The organism is Streptomyces sp. NPDC003393 (assembly GCF_053589015.1).
Genome location: NZ_JBSFRB010000010.1, coordinates 189,823 through 204,799, shown reverse-complemented (window position 1 = coordinate 204,799; position 14,977 = coordinate 189,823). Strand labels below are relative to the sequence as shown.

General features: G+C 66.7%; 28 protein-coding genes and 1 pseudogene. All 29 read right to left on the bottom strand.

Features of this window, described 5'->3' with window-relative positions:
* Positions 1 to 221 (bottom strand): annotated as a pseudogene (locus tag ACWDUZ_RS13830) (DNA-directed RNA polymerase subunit alpha); the annotation flags it as partial.
* A 146-nt stretch (positions 222 to 367) separates the two neighbouring features.
* Positions 368 to 772, bottom strand: coding sequence for a 30S ribosomal protein S11 (gene rpsK / locus ACWDUZ_RS13825; RefSeq protein ID WP_003956432.1), 405 nt, complete (start codon positions 770 to 772; stop codon positions 368 to 370).
* A gap of 69 nt (positions 773 to 841) precedes the next feature.
* Positions 842 to 1,222: a 30S ribosomal protein S13 gene (gene rpsM / locus ACWDUZ_RS13820; protein WP_004984507.1), complete on the bottom strand. Its 381-nt coding sequence runs from the start codon at positions 1,220 to 1,222 to the stop codon at positions 842 to 844.
* A 192-nt stretch (positions 1,223 to 1,414) separates the two neighbouring features.
* Positions 1,415 to 1,528, bottom strand: a complete 114-nt coding sequence (gene rpmJ / locus ACWDUZ_RS13815; protein ID WP_003998809.1) for a 50S ribosomal protein L36 — start codon at positions 1,526 to 1,528, stop codon at positions 1,415 to 1,417.
* A 71-nt stretch (positions 1,529 to 1,599) separates the two neighbouring features.
* Positions 1,600 to 1,821, bottom strand: coding sequence for a translation initiation factor IF-1 (infA, locus tag ACWDUZ_RS13810; protein WP_003948620.1), 222 nt, complete (start codon positions 1,819 to 1,821; stop codon positions 1,600 to 1,602).
* Between the two features lie 208 nt (positions 1,822 to 2,029).
* Positions 2,030 to 2,866 carry a type I methionyl aminopeptidase gene (gene map, locus ACWDUZ_RS13805; protein ID WP_451632004.1) on the bottom strand — a complete coding sequence of 279 codons (837 nt, stop codon included), beginning with the start codon at positions 2,864 to 2,866 and terminating at the stop codon, positions 2,030 to 2,032.
* Between the two features lie 123 nt (positions 2,867 to 2,989).
* Positions 2,990 to 3,652: an adenylate kinase gene (locus tag ACWDUZ_RS13800; RefSeq protein ID WP_451632003.1), complete on the bottom strand. Its 663-nt coding sequence runs from the start codon at positions 3,650 to 3,652 to the stop codon at positions 2,990 to 2,992.
* Entirely contained in the window at positions 3,652 to 4,965 is a 1,314-nt protein-coding gene (secY, locus tag ACWDUZ_RS13795) for a preprotein translocase subunit SecY (protein ID WP_451632002.1), read from the bottom strand. The genes ACWDUZ_RS13800 and secY overlap by 1 nt, the downstream gene beginning before the upstream one ends.
* Before the next feature lie 182 nt (positions 4,966 to 5,147).
* Positions 5,148 to 5,603, bottom strand: a complete 456-nt coding sequence (rplO, locus tag ACWDUZ_RS13790; protein ID WP_361285571.1) for a 50S ribosomal protein L15 — start codon at positions 5,601 to 5,603, stop codon at positions 5,148 to 5,150.
* A 2-nt stretch (positions 5,604 to 5,605) separates the two neighbouring features.
* Positions 5,606 to 5,788, bottom strand: a complete 183-nt coding sequence (gene rpmD / locus ACWDUZ_RS13785; RefSeq protein ID WP_030174559.1) for a 50S ribosomal protein L30 — start codon at positions 5,786 to 5,788, stop codon at positions 5,606 to 5,608.
* A gap of 2 nt (positions 5,789 to 5,790) precedes the next feature.
* Positions 5,791 to 6,396, bottom strand: a complete 606-nt coding sequence (gene rpsE, locus ACWDUZ_RS13780) for a 30S ribosomal protein S5 (protein WP_007494753.1) — start codon at positions 6,394 to 6,396, stop codon at positions 5,791 to 5,793.
* A 36-nt stretch (positions 6,397 to 6,432) separates the two neighbouring features.
* The gene (gene rplR, locus ACWDUZ_RS13775; protein WP_389828158.1) at positions 6,433 to 6,816 is read right to left on the bottom strand and encodes a 50S ribosomal protein L18; all 384 of its coding nucleotides are present in this window, start codon (positions 6,814 to 6,816) and stop codon (positions 6,433 to 6,435) included.
* Positions 6,817 to 6,819: 3 nt separating this feature from the next.
* The gene (gene rplF / locus ACWDUZ_RS13770) at positions 6,820 to 7,359 is read right to left on the bottom strand and encodes a 50S ribosomal protein L6 (protein ID WP_451632001.1); all 540 of its coding nucleotides are present in this window, start codon (positions 7,357 to 7,359) and stop codon (positions 6,820 to 6,822) included.
* 24 nt (positions 7,360 to 7,383) lie between these two features.
* On the bottom strand, positions 7,384 to 7,782 hold the full coding sequence (gene rpsH, locus ACWDUZ_RS13765) for a 30S ribosomal protein S8 (RefSeq protein ID WP_189703402.1): 399 nt from the start codon (positions 7,780 to 7,782) through the stop codon (positions 7,384 to 7,386).
* A gap of 213 nt (positions 7,783 to 7,995) precedes the next feature.
* Entirely contained in the window at positions 7,996 to 8,181 is a 186-nt protein-coding gene (locus tag ACWDUZ_RS13760; RefSeq protein ID WP_003948630.1) for a type Z 30S ribosomal protein S14, read from the bottom strand.
* A 5-nt stretch (positions 8,182 to 8,186) separates the two neighbouring features.
* The gene (rplE, locus tag ACWDUZ_RS13755) at positions 8,187 to 8,744 is read right to left on the bottom strand and encodes a 50S ribosomal protein L5 (protein ID WP_451632000.1); all 558 of its coding nucleotides are present in this window, start codon (positions 8,742 to 8,744) and stop codon (positions 8,187 to 8,189) included.
* Entirely contained in the window at positions 8,744 to 9,067 is a 324-nt protein-coding gene (rplX, locus tag ACWDUZ_RS13750; protein WP_451631999.1) for a 50S ribosomal protein L24, read from the bottom strand. The genes rplE and rplX overlap by 1 nt, the downstream gene beginning before the upstream one ends.
* A gap of 2 nt (positions 9,068 to 9,069) precedes the next feature.
* Positions 9,070 to 9,438, bottom strand: coding sequence for a 50S ribosomal protein L14 (gene rplN, locus ACWDUZ_RS13745; RefSeq protein ID WP_003998823.1), 369 nt, complete (start codon positions 9,436 to 9,438; stop codon positions 9,070 to 9,072).
* Between the two features lie 99 nt (positions 9,439 to 9,537).
* Positions 9,538 to 9,825 (bottom strand): 30S ribosomal protein S17, encoded by a 288-nt coding sequence (gene rpsQ, locus ACWDUZ_RS13740; RefSeq protein ID WP_028420769.1) that lies wholly within the window; start codon positions 9,823 to 9,825, stop codon positions 9,538 to 9,540.
* Entirely contained in the window at positions 9,825 to 10,049 is a 225-nt protein-coding gene (gene rpmC / locus ACWDUZ_RS13735) for a 50S ribosomal protein L29 (RefSeq protein WP_018564811.1), read from the bottom strand. The genes rpsQ and rpmC overlap by 1 nt, the downstream gene beginning before the upstream one ends.
* Positions 10,049 to 10,468 (bottom strand): 50S ribosomal protein L16, encoded by a 420-nt coding sequence (gene rplP / locus ACWDUZ_RS13730; RefSeq protein WP_086726221.1) that lies wholly within the window; start codon positions 10,466 to 10,468, stop codon positions 10,049 to 10,051. Before rplP ends, rpmC begins: the two co-directional genes overlap by 1 nt.
* Before the next feature lie 5 nt (positions 10,469 to 10,473).
* On the bottom strand, positions 10,474 to 11,304 hold the full coding sequence (gene rpsC / locus ACWDUZ_RS13725; RefSeq protein WP_451631998.1) for a 30S ribosomal protein S3: 831 nt from the start codon (positions 11,302 to 11,304) through the stop codon (positions 10,474 to 10,476).
* Positions 11,304 to 11,651: a 50S ribosomal protein L22 gene (gene rplV, locus ACWDUZ_RS13720; RefSeq protein ID WP_019329637.1), complete on the bottom strand. Its 348-nt coding sequence runs from the start codon at positions 11,649 to 11,651 to the stop codon at positions 11,304 to 11,306. The genes rpsC and rplV overlap by 1 nt, the downstream gene beginning before the upstream one ends.
* A 43-nt stretch (positions 11,652 to 11,694) precedes the next feature.
* Complete coding sequence (gene rpsS, locus ACWDUZ_RS13715) at positions 11,695 to 11,976, bottom strand: 30S ribosomal protein S19 (protein ID WP_006130777.1); 282 nt, start codon at positions 11,974 to 11,976, stop codon at positions 11,695 to 11,697.
* A gap of 12 nt (positions 11,977 to 11,988) precedes the next feature.
* Positions 11,989 to 12,825, bottom strand: coding sequence for a 50S ribosomal protein L2 (rplB, locus tag ACWDUZ_RS13710; protein WP_086726224.1), 837 nt, complete (start codon positions 12,823 to 12,825; stop codon positions 11,989 to 11,991).
* A 38-nt stretch (positions 12,826 to 12,863) separates the two neighbouring features.
* The gene (gene rplW / locus ACWDUZ_RS13705; RefSeq protein WP_306190415.1) at positions 12,864 to 13,283 is read right to left on the bottom strand and encodes a 50S ribosomal protein L23; all 420 of its coding nucleotides are present in this window, start codon (positions 13,281 to 13,283) and stop codon (positions 12,864 to 12,866) included.
* Positions 13,283 to 13,939, bottom strand: a complete 657-nt coding sequence (gene rplD / locus ACWDUZ_RS13700; RefSeq protein ID WP_451631997.1) for a 50S ribosomal protein L4 — start codon at positions 13,937 to 13,939, stop codon at positions 13,283 to 13,285. Before rplD ends, rplW begins: the two co-directional genes overlap by 1 nt.
* Positions 13,940 to 13,947: 8 nt before the next feature.
* A complete protein-coding gene (gene rplC / locus ACWDUZ_RS13695) occupies positions 13,948 to 14,592 on the bottom strand; it encodes a 50S ribosomal protein L3 (protein ID WP_306190413.1) in 645 nt (214 codons plus the stop codon).
* Positions 14,593 to 14,608: 16 nt separating this feature from the next.
* On the bottom strand, positions 14,609 to 14,917 hold the full coding sequence (gene rpsJ / locus ACWDUZ_RS13690; RefSeq protein ID WP_003948644.1) for a 30S ribosomal protein S10: 309 nt from the start codon (positions 14,915 to 14,917) through the stop codon (positions 14,609 to 14,611).
* Positions 14,918 to 14,977 lie beyond the last annotated feature (60 nt).

The window sequence follows — 14,977 nt, the reverse complement described above, 5'->3', positions numbered from 1 at the left end:
GTGACGTCCTCCTTGACGCCCGGCACGGTGGTGAACTCGTGCAGGACGCCGTCGATGCGGATGCTGGTGACGGCGGCACCGGGGATCGACGACAGGAGGGTGCGGCGCAGGGAGTTGCCGAGGGTGTAGCCGAAGCCCGGCTCCAGCGGCTCGATCACGAACCGGGAGCGGAACTCGTCGACGACCTCTTCGGTCAACGAGGGACGCTGAGCGATCAGCATGTGTGGATCAGATCCTTCAGTCGTGGGCGCCCGCTATATGACGCCCGACGGAACCCGTGCCCGAAAAACACGGGGTACTGCAAGGGTACGGGCGGTACGGCCCGAAAGGACCGTACCGCCCGGACCCGCTGCCCGTGAGGCGTGCGTCAGACGCGACGACGCTTCGGCGGACGGCAGCCGTTGTGCGGGGTCGGGGTGACGTCCTGGATGGAGCCGACCTCGAGGCCCGTGGCCTGCAGGGAGCGGATCGCGGTCTCACGACCGGAGCCCGGGCCCTTGACGAACACGTCGACCTTGCGCATGCCGTGCTCCTGGGCGCGGCGGGCGGCCGACTCGGCGGCCATCTGCGCGGCGAACGGCGTGGACTTCCGGGAGCCCTTGAAGCCGACGTGGCCGGCGGAGGCCCAGGAGATCACGTTGCCGCTCGGGTCGGTGATCGAAACGATGGTGTTGTTGAACGTGCTCTTGATGTGCGCGTGGCCGTGAGCGACGTTCTTCTTTTCCTTGCGGCGCACCTTCTTGGCAGCGCCCTGACGTCCCTTGGGGGGCATGTCGAAAACTCCTACGGGAGGTGGTCGGTCCTACAGCGAAGACCGCTGGACGGCGAGTGTCGCTGCGGACTACTTCTTGCCCGGCTTCTTCTTGCCGGCGATGGCGCGACGCGGGCCCTTGCGGGTACGGGCGTTGGTGCTGGTGCGCTGACCACGGACGGGCAGGCCACGGCGGTGCCGCAGACCCTGGTAGGTGCCGATCTCGACCTTGCGGCGGATGTCGGCCTGGATCTCGCGACGGAGGTCACCCTCGGTCTTGATGTTGTTGTCGACGTACTCGCGGATCGCGACGAGCTGCTCTTCGCTCAGGTCGCGGACGCGGGTGTTCGGGTCGACGCCGGTGGCGGCCAGCGTCTGCTGGGACAGGGTCCGGCCGATGCCGAACACGTAGGTGAGGGCGATCTCCACGCGCTTTTCGCGCGGGATGTCAACACCGGAAACGCGTGCCATTCAATGGCTCCTGGTGATCTTCGGAGGTCTTCCGCAGGACCGGATCCCGGCCGCCGTACGAGGTACGAACCGGGTCCCCGGCCTCCGAACCGGGGGTGTCGAGCCGAGGCTCGGGCCCTGCGTATGAACATATTCAGCTCGCGTCGCGCGAATCCCTGCGAATCAGGTGCAGAGGGTGCGGTCGGTCGTGCGTCAGCCCTGGCGCTGCTTGTGGCGCGGGTTCTCGCAGATGACCATGACCCGGCCGTGACGGCGGATCACCCTGCACTTGTCGCAGATCTTCTTGACGCTCGGCTTGACCTTCATGGGATGTGAGGTTCTCCGGGTCAGTTGCCGGCGGCCCCGTGCACAGGAAGGGCACGGGACGTGGGCAAGATCTACTTGTACCGGTAGACGATCCGGCCACGGGTCAGGTCGTACGGAGACAGCTCCACCACGACCCGGTCGTCAGGGAGGATGCGGATGTAGTGCATACGCATCTTGCCGCTGATGTGTGCCAGGACCTGGTGGCCGTTCTGGAGCTCGACCTTGAACATGGCGTTCGGCAGAGACTCGACGACAGTGCCCTCGATCTCGATGGCACCTTGCTTCTTGGCCACGCTTCGCCCTTCGAATCGACTACCTTGATCGACTCTCTCTGCTTCCCTTGCGGGCGCATGCGGACATGCGGGTGCACGAGAGCCGACGAGTCAGTCTACGTCAGCGCACCCGGAAACACGAATCCGGGAAGCCTGCCCGGCACCGGAGATCACCATGCCGCCCCACCGGAACTCATCCCGACGGGGCGGACGCCGACCGGTACCGCCCTCAGGCGAGCGGGTCGGGCGCCGCCGTGATCCCGTGCTCCGCCAGCTTGGCCCTGCCTCCGTCGGGAGCCGTCAGGACCAGGGGACCCTGCTCGGTCAGGGCGACCGAGTGCTCCCAGTGGGAGGACCAGGTGCCGTCCGTGGTGATGACCGTCCAGTCGTCCTCGAGGACACGGGTCTTCGCCGTGCCCAGGGACACCATCGGTTCGATGGCCAGGCAGAAGCCGGGGACCAGCTTGGGGCCCTTGCCGCGCCGCCGGTCGACGTAGTTCAGCAGGTGCGGGTCCATGTGCATCTCGGTGCCGATGCCGTGGCCGCCGTAGTCCTCGATGATCCCGTAGCGGCCGCCGCCGGGCTTCGGCTGGCGGCGGATGTACGTCTCGACGGCACGGGAGATGTCGACCAGCCGGTTGCCCTGCTTCATGGCGGCGATCCCGGCCCACATCGACTCCTCGGTCACCCGGGAGAGCTCGACCAGCTCCGGGGCGTGACCGGAGCCCACGAACGCCGTGTACGCGGCGTCCCCGTGCCAGCCGTCGACGATCGCGCCGCAGTCGATGGAGATGATGTCCCCGTCCTTGAGGACGACGTCCTCCGAGGGGATGCCGTGGACGACCACCTCGTTGACCGAGGTGCAGATCGTCGCCGGGAAGCCGCCGTAGCCGAGGAAGTTCGGCCTGGCGCTGTGCTCGGCCAGCACCTTGCGGGCGACCTCGTCCAGGTCCTTGGTGCTGGCGCCGGGCACGGCCGCCTCCCGGGTGGCCGCGTGGATCGCGGCGACGACCAGCCCCGCCGCACGCATCTTGGCGATCTGCTCGGGGCTCTTGATCTGCACCATGGGGAGAAGGGCCTTTCTGGGACCGGAACGAGGGCCGACTCTGTCAACCATACGGGCGTCACCCCGCCCACAGCACAGCCGCGGCCCCTTCGGAAGGAACCGCGGCTGCACCCGACGTGACGTCTACTTCGCGACGTCCTCGCGCTTCAGCGCCTCCAGCGCGCGCCGCGTGATCTCGTCCACCGGGCCGAGCGCGGAGATCGTCCGTACCAGGCCCTGGGCCTTGTAGTAGTCGATGATCGGCTCGGTCTGCGTGTGGTAGACCTCCAGCCGCTTGCGGACGGTGCCCTCGGAGTCGTCGTCCCGCTGGTAGAGCTCACCACCGCAGACGTCGCAGACGCCCTCCGTCTTCGGCGGGCTGTACGTCACGTGGAAGACGTGGCTGGAGTCCTTGCGGCAGATCCGCCGGCCGGCGATCCGCTTCACGACCTCGTCCTCGGGAACCTCCAGGTCGAGCACCGCGTCGAGCTGGATGCTCTCCTCCTGCAGCAGCGCGTCCAGCGCCTCCGCCTGGGAGACGTTGCGCGGGAAGCCGTCCAGCAGGAAGCCCCCGACGGCGTCGGGCTGCTCCATGCGGTCCTTGGCCATGGCGATGGTGACCTCGTCCGGCACGAGGTTGCCGGCGTCCATGTAGGACTTCGCGAGCTTGCCGAGCTCCGTCTGACGGCTGATGTTGGCGCGGAACAGGTCGCCCGTGGAGATGTGCGGGATGCGTAGCTTCTCGGCAAGGCGCACAGCCTGCGTTCCCTTACCGGCACCAGGCGGCCCGACGAGGACGATTCGCATCAGCGGAGGAACCCTTCGTAATTGCGCTGCTGGAGCTGGCTCTCGATCTGCTTCACCGTCTCGAGGCCGACACCCACGATGATCAGGATGCTGGTCCCGCCGAAGGGGAAGTTCTGGTTCGCGTTGAACCCGACCAACGCCATTGTCGGTACGAGAGCGATCAGACCCAGGTACAGCGAACCCGGCCAGGTGATCCGGTTGAGCACATACGACAGATACTCAGCGGTCGGTCGGCCAGCCCGGATGCCCGGGATGAAGCCACCATACTTCTTCATGTTGTCCGCGACTTCCTCGGGGTTGAAGGAGATCGCCACGTAGAAGAACGCGAAGAACACGATGAGCAAGAAGTACATAGTGATGTAAAGCGGGTGATCGCCCTTGGTCAGGTTCTGCTGGACCCAGGTCTTCCAACCCGAGTTGCCACCCGCGAACTGGGCGAGGAGCGCCGGGATGTAGAGCAGCGACGACGCGAAGATGACCGGGATCACACCGGCCTGGTTGACCTTGAGCGGGATGTACGTGGACGTACCGCCGTAGGAACGTCGGCCGATCATGCGCTTCGCGTACTGCACCGGGATGCGGCGCTGGGCCTGCTCGACGAAGACGACCAGACCGACCATGACCAGGCCGACCAGGATCACGGTGCCGAACTCGATCCAGCCGCCGGCCAGGGTGCCCTGCTTCTTGATGGCCCACAGCGCGGACGGGAACGTCGCGGCGATCGAGATGAACATCAGGATCGACATGCCGTTGCCGATGCCGCGGTCGGTGATGAGCTCACCGAGCCACATGACCACGGCCGTGCCGGCGGTCATGCAGACCACCATGACGATCGTGTTGAAGATCGCCCGCTCGGGAACGATGTTGCCCGCGACCGTGCACCCGGAGAACAGGGCGCCGCTGCGGGCGGTGGCCACCAGGCCGGTGCCCTGCAGGATGGCCAGCGCCACCGTCAGGTAGCGGGTGTACTGGGTGATCTTGGCCGTACCGGACTGGCCCTCCTTCTTGAGGGCTTCCAGGCGGGGGATCACCACGGTCAGCAGCTGCAGGATGATGCTCGCCGTGATGTACGGCATGATCCCGAGGGCGAAGACCGTGATCTGGAGCAGCGCGCCGCCGCTGAACATGTTGACCAGACCGAAGAGCCCCTGGTTGCCGGAGGCCTCGGCCACACACTGCTGGACGGCCTTGTAGTTGACGCCCGGGATCGGGATGTGGGTACCGACGCGGTACACCACGATGATGCCGAGTGTGAAGAGCAGCTTCTTGCGCAGGTCGGGCGTCCTGAACGCCCGGGCGAAGCCGGTGAGCACGGTGCCTCCTGCGACCCCCGCGCCAGTGCGTCAAGGGTGACGGTCTTGAGGTTCGACGAAAAGAAACAGTGCAGGCCACCTTACCGGCGACACTGCCCCCTAGGAACGACCAACCGGGGATACCTCATTGTGAGGTATCCCCGGTCGGGACGCTTACGTCATCGAGGAGACGTCCAAGGAACTCAGACGAGCTCGGTGACGGAACCGCCGGCGGCGGTGATCTTCTCCTTGGCGGAGCCGGAGACGGCGTCCACCGTCACCTGCAGCGCCACGGAGACCTCGCCCTGGCCCAGGACCTTGACCAGGCTGTTCTTGCGAACGGCGCCCTTGGCCACCAGGTCCTCGACCGTGACCTCGCCACCCTCGGGGTAGAGCGCGGCCAGCTTGTCGAGGTTCACGACCTGGTACTCGGTCTTGAACGGGTTCTTGAAGCCCTTCAGCTTCGGGAGCCGCATGTGCAGCGGCATCTGGCCGCCCTCGAAGCTCTCCGGAACCTGGTAGCGGGCCTTCGTGCCCTTGGTACCACGACCGGCCGTCTTACCCTTCGAGGCCTCACCACGACCGACACGGGTCTTGGCGGTCTTGGCACCCGGGGCGGGACGGAGGTTGTGGATCTTGAGCGGGTTCTGCTCCGCCATGATCAGTCGACCTCCTCGACCGTCACGAGGTGGCGGACGGTGTGCACCATGCCGCGGAACTCGGGACGGTCCTCCTTGACGACCACGTCACCCAGGCGCTTGAGGCCCAGGGAACGCAGGGTGTCGCGGTGGTTCTGCTTGCTGCCGATGTAGGACTTGACCTGCGTGATCTTGAGCTGAGCCATGATTACGCACCCGCCCCGGCACGCGCACGCAGGAGAGCCGCGGGAGCGACGTCCTCGAGCGGCAGGCCACGGCGGGCCGCGACCTCCTCGGGACGCTGCAGGCCCTTCAGGGCCGCCACGGTGGCGTGCACGATGTTGATGGCGTTGTCGGAGCCGAGCGACTTCGACAGGATGTCGTGGATGCCGGCGCACTCGAGCACGGCGCGCACCGGACCACCGGCGATGACGCCGGTACCGGGGGACGCGGGCTTGAGCAGCACGACGCCGGCAGCCTTCTCACCCTGGATCGGGTGCGGGATGGTGCCCTGGATCCGGGGGACCTTGAAGAAGTGCTTCTTGGCCTCCTCGACGCCCTTGGCGATGGCGGCCGGCACCTCCTTGGCCTTGCCGTATCCGACACCCACGGTGCCGTCACCGTCGCCCACCACGACCAGCGCGGTGAAGCTGAAGCGACGACCACCCTTCACAACCTTGGCGACGCGGTTGATCGCGACGACGCGCTCAACGTACGCGGTCTTCTCGGCGGCAGCTGCGCCGCCGTCACGGCCCTTCCGGTCCCGCCGCTCGCCGCCACCGGCACCGCCACCGCGGCGCTGGGGTCCAGCCATTGGATTACCTCTCTCTTTCCGCTAGCTACAAGCGGCTCAGAACTTGAGCCCGGCCTCGCGGGCGGCGTCCGCCAGAGCGGCGATGCGCCCGGCGTACTGGTTGCCACCACGGTCGAACACGACGGCCTCGACACCGGCGGCCCTGGCACGCTCGGCGACCAGGGCGCCGACCTGCTTGGCCTGCGCCGACTTGTCGCCCTCGCCGCCGCGGATCGACGTGTCCAGCGTGGACGCCGACGCCAGGGTGTGGCCCTTGAGGTCGTCGATCACCTGCGCCACGATGTGGCGGTTGGAGCGGGTCACGACCAGACGGGGGCGCTCCGCCGTACCGGAGATCCGCTTGCGGATCCGGATGTGGCGGCGCTTGATCGCGGCGCGCTTGTAGGCGTCGCCCTTGAGGATCTTCTGCCCGTATGCCATGGCTTACTTACCCGCCTTTCCGACCTTGCGGCGGATGACTTCGCCCTCGTACTTGACGCCCTTGGCCTTGTACGGGTCGGGCTTGCGCAGCTTGCGGATGTTGGCCGCAACCTCGCCGACCTTCTGCTTGTCGATGCCCTCGACCGAGAAGCGGGTCGGGTTCTCCACCTTGAAGGTGATGCCCTCGGGCGCCTCGACGGTGATCGGGTGGCTGTAGCCGAGCGCGAACTCGAGGTTCGAGCCCTTGGCCGTCACGCGGTAACCGACACCGCTGATCTCGAGCTTCTTCACGTAACCCTGGGTCACGCCGGTGATCATGTTCGCCACCAGCGTGCGGGACAGGCCGTGGAGAGCCTTGTTCTGACGCTCGTCGTTGGGGCGGGTCACCTGGAGGGTGTTGTCCTCGCCCTTGGCGATCTCGATCGGCGCGGCGACGGTGTGGGTCAGCGAGCCCTTGGGGCCCTTGACCGAGACCGTACGGCCGTCGATGGTGACGTCCACGCCGGCGGGAACCGCGATGGGGAGCTTGCCGATGCGCGACATAGCTGTTTCCTCCGTTCCCTTCCGTTACCAGACGTAGGCGAGGACTTCCCCACCCACGCCCTTCTTGCCGGCCTGCTTGTCGGTGAGGAGCCCGTGCGACGTGGAGATGATCGCCACGCCGAGGCCGCCGAGCACCTTCGGCAGGTTGGTGGACTTCGCGTACACCCGGAGACCGGGCTTGGAGATCCGCTTGATGCCCGCGATGGAGCGCTCACGGTTCGGGCCGTACTTCAGCTCGAGGACGAGGTTCTTGCCGACCTCGGCGTCCTCGGTCTTCCAGCCCGTGATGAAGCCCTCCTGCTGGAGGATCTCCGCGATGTGCGACTTGATCTTCGAGTGCGGCATGGACACGGTGTCGTGGTATGCCGAGTTCGCGTTCCGCAGACGCGTGAGCATGTCTGCGATCGGATCAGTCATGGTCATGAATTGGCCTTCGGCCTCTCTCGCCGGGGTTTCCTGGTGCGCCATCCCTCTCCCCGATCCGAGACGGGACGGGTGCGGCGCGGTGGACCTACGGCGTAGTAAGTCGTACGGGCGGCGACAGACGCCCAACCCCACAAGCCTAAGGCATGTGAGCTGGGCGTCTGTCCGCCCTATCTACTTACCGAGAGCTTCCGGAACCCCTCAAACGGGGGATTACCAGGAGCTCTTGGTCACGCCCGGCAGCTCGCCACGGTGAGCCATCTCACGAAGGCACACGCGGCACAGGCCGAACTTGCGGTACACGGAGTGCGGACGGCCGCAGCGCTGGCAGCGCGTGTAGCCACGCACACCGAACTTGGGCTTGCGAGCAGCCTTAGCGATCAGAGCCTTCTTCGCCATCTCGCTCACGCCTCCTTGAACGGGAAGCCGAGGTGACGGAGGAGCGCGCGGCCCTCAGCGTCGTTGGTCGCCGTGGTGACCACGGTGATGTCCATACCCCGGACGCGGTCGATCTTGTCCTGGTCGATCTCGTGGAACATGACCTGTTCCGTGAGACCGAAGGTGTAGTTGCCACGGCCGTCGAACTGCTTGGGGGACAGGCCGCGGAAGTCGCGGATGCGCGGCAGCGCGAGCGACAGGGTGCGGTCCAGGAACTCCCACATGCGGTCGCCACGGAGCGTGACATGGGCACCGATCGGCTGACCCTCACGCAGCTTGAACTGCGCGATGGACTTGCGGGCCTTGGTGACGGCCGGCTTCTGACCGGTGATCGTGGCGAGGTCGCGGATGGCGCCCTCGATCAGCTTGGAGTCGCGGGCGGCGTCGCCCACACCCATGTTGACCACGATCTTGACGAGGCCCGGGATCTGCATGACGTTCTCGAACTTGAACTCGTCACGCAGCTTCGGGGCGATCTCGTCGCGGTACTTCTGCTTCAGACGCGGGGCAGTGGTGGTAGCCATCAGATGTCCTCACCCGTCCGCTTGGCAACGCGGATCTTGTTGCCGTTCTCGTCGAAGCGGTAACCGACGCGGGTCACGACCTTCTTGCCGTCCTTCTCCACGACCAGCTGGACGTTGGAGACGTGGATCGGCGCCTCGGTGGTGACGATGCCGCCGGCCTGCGAACCGCGAGCGGTCGGCCCGGCCTTGGTGTGCTTCTTGACCCGGTTGACACCCTCGACCAGGACGCGCTCGTCGCGCGGGTAAGCGGCAATGACCTTGCCCTGCTTGCCCTTGTCCTTGCCGGTGATGACCTGGACCAGGTCACCCTTCTTGATCTTCATGCTCACAGCACCTCCGGCGCGAGGGAGATGATCTTCATGAACTTCTTCTCGCGCAGCTCACGGCCGACGGGGCCGAAGATACGGGTGCCACGAGGGTCGCCGTCGTTCTTGAGAATGACAGCGGCGTTCTCGTCGAAGCGGATGTACGAGCCGTCCGGACGGCGGCGCTCCTTGACGGTGCGAACGATGACCGCCTTGACGACGTCACCCTTCTTCACGTTGCCACCGGGGATCGCGTCCTTGACGGTGGCGACGATGACGTCACCGATGCCCGCGTAGCGGCGACCGGAGCCACCGAGCACACGGATGCAAAGGATCTCCTTCGCACCAGTGTTGTCGGCGACACGCAGTCGCGACTCCTGCTGGATCACGTCTATCTCCTGAATGTCTGCCGGTTCCCCGGGGGCCGCTCACCGAGCGGCCCCCGGAGCCTGGCGGAACTGTCCTGCGAGGGATGCCCCGCAGGAGACTTACTTGGCCTTCTCGAGGATCTCGACGACGCGCCAGCGCTTCGTCGCGGACAGCGGCCGGGTCTCCATCAGGAGGACGCGGTCGCCGACACCCGCGGCGTTCTGCTCGTCGTGCGCCTTGAGCTTGTTGGTACGGCGGATGACCTTGCCGTACAGCGCGTGCTTGACGCGGTCCTCGACGGCGACGACGACGGTCTTGTCCATCTTGTCGCTGACGACGTAACCCTCACGGGTCTTGCGGAAGCCGCGCGCTTCGGTGTTCTGCTCAGTCACGTTGTTCTCGCTCATCAGGCGTTCTCCACCGTCTCGATGCCGAGCTCACGCTCACGCATGAGGGTGTAGATCCGGGCGATGTCCTTGCGGACCGCCTTGAGACGGCCATGGTTCTCGAGCTGACCCGTCGCCGCCTGGAAGCGGAGGTTGAACAGCTCTTCCTTGGCCTCGCGGAGCTTGCCCAGAAGCTCCTCGTTGCCCAGCTCGCGCAGCTCGGACGCCTTGGTACCGGCCGACATCACGCTTCACCTGCCTCGCGCTTGACGATCCGGCACTTCATCGGCAGCTTGTGGGCCGCACGAAGCAGCGCCTCACGGGCGATCTTCTCGTTGGGGTACGACAGCTCGAACATCACGCGTCCGGGCTTGACGTTCGCGACCCACCACTCCGGGGAACCCTTACCGGAACCCATGCGGGTCTCGGCGGGCTTCTTGGTGAGGGGGCGGTCCGGGTAGATGTTGATCCAGACCTTGCCGCCACGCTTGATGTGACGGGTCATGGCGATACGAGCCGCCTCGATCTGGCGGTTCGTCACGTACGCCGGGGTCAGCGCCTGGATGCCGTACTCGCCGAACGCAACCTGCGTGCCGCCCTTGGCAGCGCCGCTGCGCTTCGGGTGGTGCTGCTTGCGGTGCTTGACCCTACGGGGGATCAGCATGTCGGTCAGGCCTCCGTTCCGGTGCTCTCAGCCGGAGCGGCAGCGGCCGGGGCCTCGGCCTTGGGGGCCTCGGCGGCCGGAGCCTGCTGCTGCTGCGGCTTGCGACCGCGCCGCTCGCCACCGCGGCCACCACGGGCCGGGCGGTCGGCGCCACCGCGGGACGGGCGGTTGCCCGCACGGGCGGCGGCGTTCTCGGCGCGGACCTCGGCGATGTTCTTGACGTCGCCCTTGTAGATCCAGACCTTCACGCCGATGCGGCCGAAGGTCGTCTTGGCCTCGAAGAAGCCGTAGTCCACGTTCGCCCGGAGGGTGTGCAGGGGCACGCGGCCCTCGCGGTAGAACTCCGAGCGGGACATCTCGGCGCCGCCGAGGCGGCCACCGCACTGGATCTTGATGCCCTTGGCGCCGGCCTTCATGGTGCCCTGCATGCTCTTGCGCATGGCACGGCGGAAGGAGACGCGGGAGGAGAGCTGCTCGGCGACGGCCTGGGCCACCAGCTGAGCGTCCGTCTCGGGGCTCTTGACCTCGAGGATGTTCAGCTGGACCTGCTTGCCGGTGAGCTTCTCGAGGTCGCCGCGGATGCGGTCGGCCTCGGCGCCACGGCGGCCGATGACGATGCCCGGACGAGCGGTGTGGATGTCCACCCGCACGCGGTCACGGGTGCGCTCGATCTCCACCTTGGAGATGCCGGCGCGCTCCATGCCGGACGTCATCATCCGACGGATGGCGACGTCTTCCTTGACGTAGTCCTTGTACAGCTTGTCGGCGTACCAACGCGACTTGAAGTCGGTCGTGACACCGAGCCGGAACCCGTGCGGGTTTACCTTCTGGCCCATTACCGGGTTCCTTCCTTGCTGCTGACGACCACGGTGATGTGGCTGGTCCGCTTGCGGATCCGGTAGGCACGGCCCTGGGCACGCGGACGGAACCGCTTCAGGGTCGGGCCCTCGTCGACGTACGCCTCGGAGATGTAGAGGCTGTCGGCGTCGGTGTGGTCGTAGTTGTGCGCGGCGTTGGCGATGGCGCTGTCCAGCACCTTGCCGACGGGCACGGAGGCTGCCTGCGGAGCGAATCGCAGAACAGCCTGGGCCTCCGTGGCGTCCATGCCACGGATGAGGTCCACCACGCGGCGGGCCTTCATGGGCGTGACGCGGATGTACCGCGCCTGGGCCCTGGCTTCCATGGTTGTCCCTTCAGTTACTTACGTGTCTGAATGCGATCCGCTGCTAGCGGCGCTTCGACTTCCGGTCTTCCTTGACGTGACCCCGGAAGGTGCGCGTCGGCGAGAACTCGCCGAGCTTGTGGCCGACCATCGACTCGGTGACGAACACCGGGATGTGGGTCTTGCCGTTGTGCACCGCGATCGTGTGGCCCAGCATGGCCGGGACGATCATGGAGCGACGGGACCAGGTCTTGATGACGTTCTTGGTGCCGGCTTCGTTCTGGGCGTCCACCTTCTTCATCAGGTGGTCGTCGACGAAAGGCCCCTTCTTCAAGCTACGAGGCATCTCAACCCGTCCTTAGCGCTTCTTGTTCGTCTTGCGGCGGCGGACGATGTACTTGTTGCTCGCCTTCTTGGGAGAACGAGTACGACCTTCCTTCTGACCCCAGGGGCTGACCGGGTGGCGGCCACCCGAGGTCTTGCCCTCACCACCACCGTGGGGGTGGTCAACCGGGTTCATCGCCACACCGCGAACGGTCGGGCGGACGCCCAGCCAGCGCTTGCGGCCGGCCTTGCCCCAGTTGATGTTGCTCTGCTCGGCGTTGCCGACCTCGCCGACCGTGGCGCGGCAGCGCTGGTCGACCAGGCGGATCTCACCGGAGGGCATGCGGAGGTGGGCCATCGAGCCCTCCTTCGCGAGCAGCTGCACGGAGGCACCGGCGGAGCGGGCGAACTTGGCGCCGCCGCCCGGACGGAGCTCGATCGCGTGCAGCGTCGTACCGACCGGGATGTTGCGCAGGGCCAGGTTGTTGCCCGGCTTGATGTCGGCCCCGGGACCGTTCTCGACGCGGTCGCCCTGCGACAGGCCACGCGGCGCGAGGATGTAGCGCTTCTCGCCGTCCGCGTAGTGCAGCAGCGCGATGCGCGCGGTGCGGTTGGGGTCGTACTCGATGTGCGCGACCTTCGCCGGCACGCCGTCCTTGTCGTGACGACGGAAGTCGATCACGCGGTAGGCGCGCTTGTGTCCGCCACCCTGGTGGCGAACGGTCACACGACCGGAATTGTTACGGCCGCCCTTGCTGTGCAGGGGACGGACCAGCGACTTCTCCGGCGTGGACCGCGTGACCTCGACGAAGTCGGCGACGCTGGCGCCACGACGGCCCGGCGTAGTCGGCTTGTACTTGCGGATTCCCATTTCTCAGTCCTCGTCCGATATCGGACGATCCGACGCGCTTACGCGGTCGGACCGCCGAAGATGTCGATACGGTCGCCCTCGGCGAGGGTCACGATCGCGCGCTTGGTGGCGGCGCGCTGGCCGAAGCCGGTGCGGGTCCGCTTGCGCTTGCCCTGGCGGTTGATCGTGTTGACCCCGGTGACCTTGACCTCGAAGACCGCCTGGACGGCCTCCTTGATCTGGGTCTTGTTGGCCCGCGGGTCGACGATGAACGTGTACTTGTTCTCGTCGAGGAGCGCGTAGCTCTTCTCCGACACGACCGGCTTGAGCAGGACGTCACGGGGGTCCGTGTACGACTTGCTCAGCGGGGTCTCGACGGTGTTCTTGCCCTCGGCGGCGTGGCGACGCGCCTTGGCGACGCGCGCGGCCTTGGCGGCCTTGGCGGCCTTCGAGGCGATGGAGGGGTGACGCGTAGCCATCAGGCCTCGCTCCCTTCGGTGTCGTTGGCCTTGTTCGGGCCGGCGACGAAGGACTCGAAAGCGGCCTTGGTGAAGACCACGTCGTCCGAGACGAGAACGTCGTACGTGTTCAGCTGGCCCGGCTCCAGGATGTGGACCTGGGGCAGGTTGCGGGCGGACAGCCACGCGGCCTCGTCGGAGCGGTCGGCGACGAGCAGCAGGTTCTTGCGCTCGCTGATCTTGCCGAACAGCGTCTTGGCGGCCTTGGTGGAGATCTCGCCCTCGACCACGCCGCTGACGACGTGGATGCGGTTGTGGCGGGCCCGGTCGGTGAGGGCGTGGCGCAGGGCCGCGGCCTTCATCTTCTTGGGGGTCCGCTGCGAGTAGTCGCGCGGCACGGGACCGTGCACGACGCCACCACCGGCGAACTGCGGAGCGCGGGTCGAACCCTGACGGGCGCGACCGGTGCCCTTCTGGCGGTACGGCTTCTTGCCGCCGCCACGGACCTCGCCGCGGGTCTTGGTCTTGTGCGTGCCCTGACGGGCGGCGGCCAGCTGCGCGACGACGACCTGGTGGATCAGCGGAACGCTGACCTTCTCAACGCCGAAGATCTCCGCGGGGAGCTCGACGGAACCGGCCTTCTCGCCCGCCGGCGAAAGGATGTCAACAGTGCTCATCGGTTACCTCAGGCCCCCTTGGCCGCGGTGCGGACCAGGACGAGGCCGCCGTTCGGACCGGGAACCGCGCCCTTGATGAGCAGCAGACCCTTCTCCGCGTCAACGGCGTGGACGGTCAGGTTCTGGGTGGTGACCCGCTCGTTGCCCATGCGACCCGCCATGCGGAGGCCCTTGAACACACGGCCCGGGGTGGCGCAGCCACCGATGGAACCGGGAGAGCGGTGCTTGCGCTGGGTGCCGTGACCGGCGCCGAGGCCACCGAAGTTGTGACGCTTCATGACACCGGCGAAGCCCTTGCCCTTGCTCTTGCCGGTGACGTCGACCTTCACGCCGGCCTCGAACACCTCGGCGGTGATCTCCTGGCCCAGCGTGTACTCGGAGGCGTCCGCGGTGCGGATCTCGACGAGGTGACGACGGGGGGTGACGTCGGCCTTGGCGAAGTGGCCCTTGAGGGGCTTGTTCACCTTGCGCGGGTCGATCTCGCCGAAGGCGATCTGGACCGACTCGTAGCCGTCGACGTCGTTGGTACGAACCTGGGTCACGACGTTGGGGCTGGCCTTGACGACGGTGACCGGAACAACACGGTTGTTCTCGTCCCACACCTGCGTCATGCCGAGCTTCTCGCCCAGGATGCCCTTGATCTGCTTAGCCATTCTCAGCCCACCAGCCTCAGAGCTTGATCTCGATGTCGACACCGGCCGGCAGGTCGAGTCGCATCAGAGAGTCAACGGTCTTGGGGGTCGGGTCGAGGATGTCGATCAGGCGCTTGTGCGTGCGCATCTCGAAGTGCTCGCGCGAGTCCTTGTACTTGTGCGGCGACTTGATGACGCAGTACACGTTCTTCTCAGTGGGCAGCGGCACCGGGCCCGCGACCGACGCACCGGTACGGGTCACCGTCTCGACGATCTTCTTCGCCGAGGAGTCGATGACCTCGTGGTCGTAGGCCTTGAGCCGGATGCGGATCTTCTGTCCCGCCATGGCTACTTCGTAGTCCTGTCTCTTCTCACGCTCTGGAACCCGGTGTTTCCCTGGTTTCCC

What these genes read in the sequence shown, in the direction of transcription:
- rplB (WP_086726224.1), bottom strand. Translation starts at nt 12,825, where the DNA reads ATGGGAATCCGCAAGTACAAGCCGACTACGCCGGGCCGTCGTGGCGCC.
- rplO (WP_361285571.1), bottom strand. Translation starts at nt 5,603, where the DNA reads ATGGCGGAGCAGAACCCGCTCAAGATCCACAACCTCCGTCCCGCCCCG.
- rplR (WP_389828158.1), bottom strand. Translation starts at nt 6,816, where the DNA reads ATGGCATACGGGCAGAAGATCCTCAAGGGCGACGCCTACAAGCGCGCC.
- rplC (WP_306190413.1), bottom strand. Translation starts at nt 14,592, where the DNA reads ATGGCTAAGCAGATCAAGGGCATCCTGGGCGAGAAGCTCGGCATGACG.
- rpmJ (WP_003998809.1), bottom strand. Translation starts at nt 1,528, where the DNA reads ATGAAGGTCAAGCCGAGCGTCAAGAAGATCTGCGACAAGTGCAGGGTG.
- rplX (WP_451631999.1), bottom strand. Translation starts at nt 9,067, where the DNA reads ATGAAGATCAAGAAGGGTGACCTGGTCCAGGTCATCACCGGCAAGGAC.
- rpsM (WP_004984507.1), bottom strand. Translation starts at nt 1,222, where the DNA reads ATGGCACGCGTTTCCGGTGTTGACATCCCGCGCGAAAAGCGCGTGGAG.
- map (WP_451632004.1), bottom strand. Translation starts at nt 2,866, where the DNA reads ATGGTGCAGATCAAGAGCCCCGAGCAGATCGCCAAGATGCGTGCGGCG.
- rpsJ (WP_003948644.1), bottom strand. Translation starts at nt 14,917, where the DNA reads ATGGCGGGACAGAAGATCCGCATCCGGCTCAAGGCCTACGACCACGAG.
- rpsC (WP_451631998.1), bottom strand. Translation starts at nt 11,304, where the DNA reads ATGGGCCAGAAGGTAAACCCGCACGGGTTCCGGCTCGGTGTCACGACC.
- rpmD (WP_030174559.1), bottom strand. Translation starts at nt 5,788, where the DNA reads ATGGCTCAGCTCAAGATCACGCAGGTCAAGTCCTACATCGGCAGCAAG.
- rplV (WP_019329637.1), bottom strand. Translation starts at nt 11,651, where the DNA reads ATGGAAGCCAGGGCCCAGGCGCGGTACATCCGCGTCACGCCCATGAAG.
- rpsE (WP_007494753.1), bottom strand. Translation starts at nt 6,396, where the DNA reads ATGGCTGGACCCCAGCGCCGCGGTGGCGGTGCCGGTGGCGGCGAGCGG.
- rpsK (WP_003956432.1), bottom strand. Translation starts at nt 772, where the DNA reads ATGCCCCCCAAGGGACGTCAGGGCGCTGCCAAGAAGGTGCGCCGCAAG.
- rpsQ (WP_028420769.1), bottom strand. Translation starts at nt 9,825, where the DNA reads ATGAGCGAGAACAACGTGACTGAGCAGAACACCGAAGCGCGCGGCTTC.
- rplF (WP_451632001.1), bottom strand. Translation starts at nt 7,359, where the DNA reads ATGTCGCGCATCGGCAAGCTCCCCATCGCGGTTCCCGCCGGCGTGGAC.
- rplD (WP_451631997.1), bottom strand. Translation starts at nt 13,939, where the DNA reads ATGAGCACTGTTGACATCCTTTCGCCGGCGGGCGAGAAGGCCGGTTCC.
- rpsS (WP_006130777.1), bottom strand. Translation starts at nt 11,976, where the DNA reads ATGCCTCGTAGCTTGAAGAAGGGGCCTTTCGTCGACGACCACCTGATG.
- rpsH (WP_189703402.1), bottom strand. Translation starts at nt 7,782, where the DNA reads ATGACCATGACTGATCCGATCGCAGACATGCTCACGCGTCTGCGGAAC.
- rpmC (WP_018564811.1), bottom strand. Translation starts at nt 10,049, where the DNA reads ATGTCGGCCGGTACCAAGGCGTCCGAGCTGCGCGAGCTGGGCAACGAG.
- rplP (WP_086726221.1), bottom strand. Translation starts at nt 10,468, where the DNA reads ATGCTGATCCCCCGTAGGGTCAAGCACCGCAAGCAGCACCACCCGAAG.
- ACWDUZ_RS13800 (WP_451632003.1), bottom strand. Translation starts at nt 3,652, where the DNA reads ATGCGAATCGTCCTCGTCGGGCCGCCTGGTGCCGGTAAGGGAACGCAG.
- rplW (WP_306190415.1), bottom strand. Translation starts at nt 13,283, where the DNA reads ATGGCTACGCGTCACCCCTCCATCGCCTCGAAGGCCGCCAAGGCCGCC.
- rplE (WP_451632000.1), bottom strand. Translation starts at nt 8,744, where the DNA reads ATGGCTACCACCACTGCCCCGCGTCTGAAGCAGAAGTACCGCGACGAG.
- ACWDUZ_RS13760 (WP_003948630.1), bottom strand. Translation starts at nt 8,181, where the DNA reads ATGGCGAAGAAGGCTCTGATCGCTAAGGCTGCTCGCAAGCCCAAGTTC.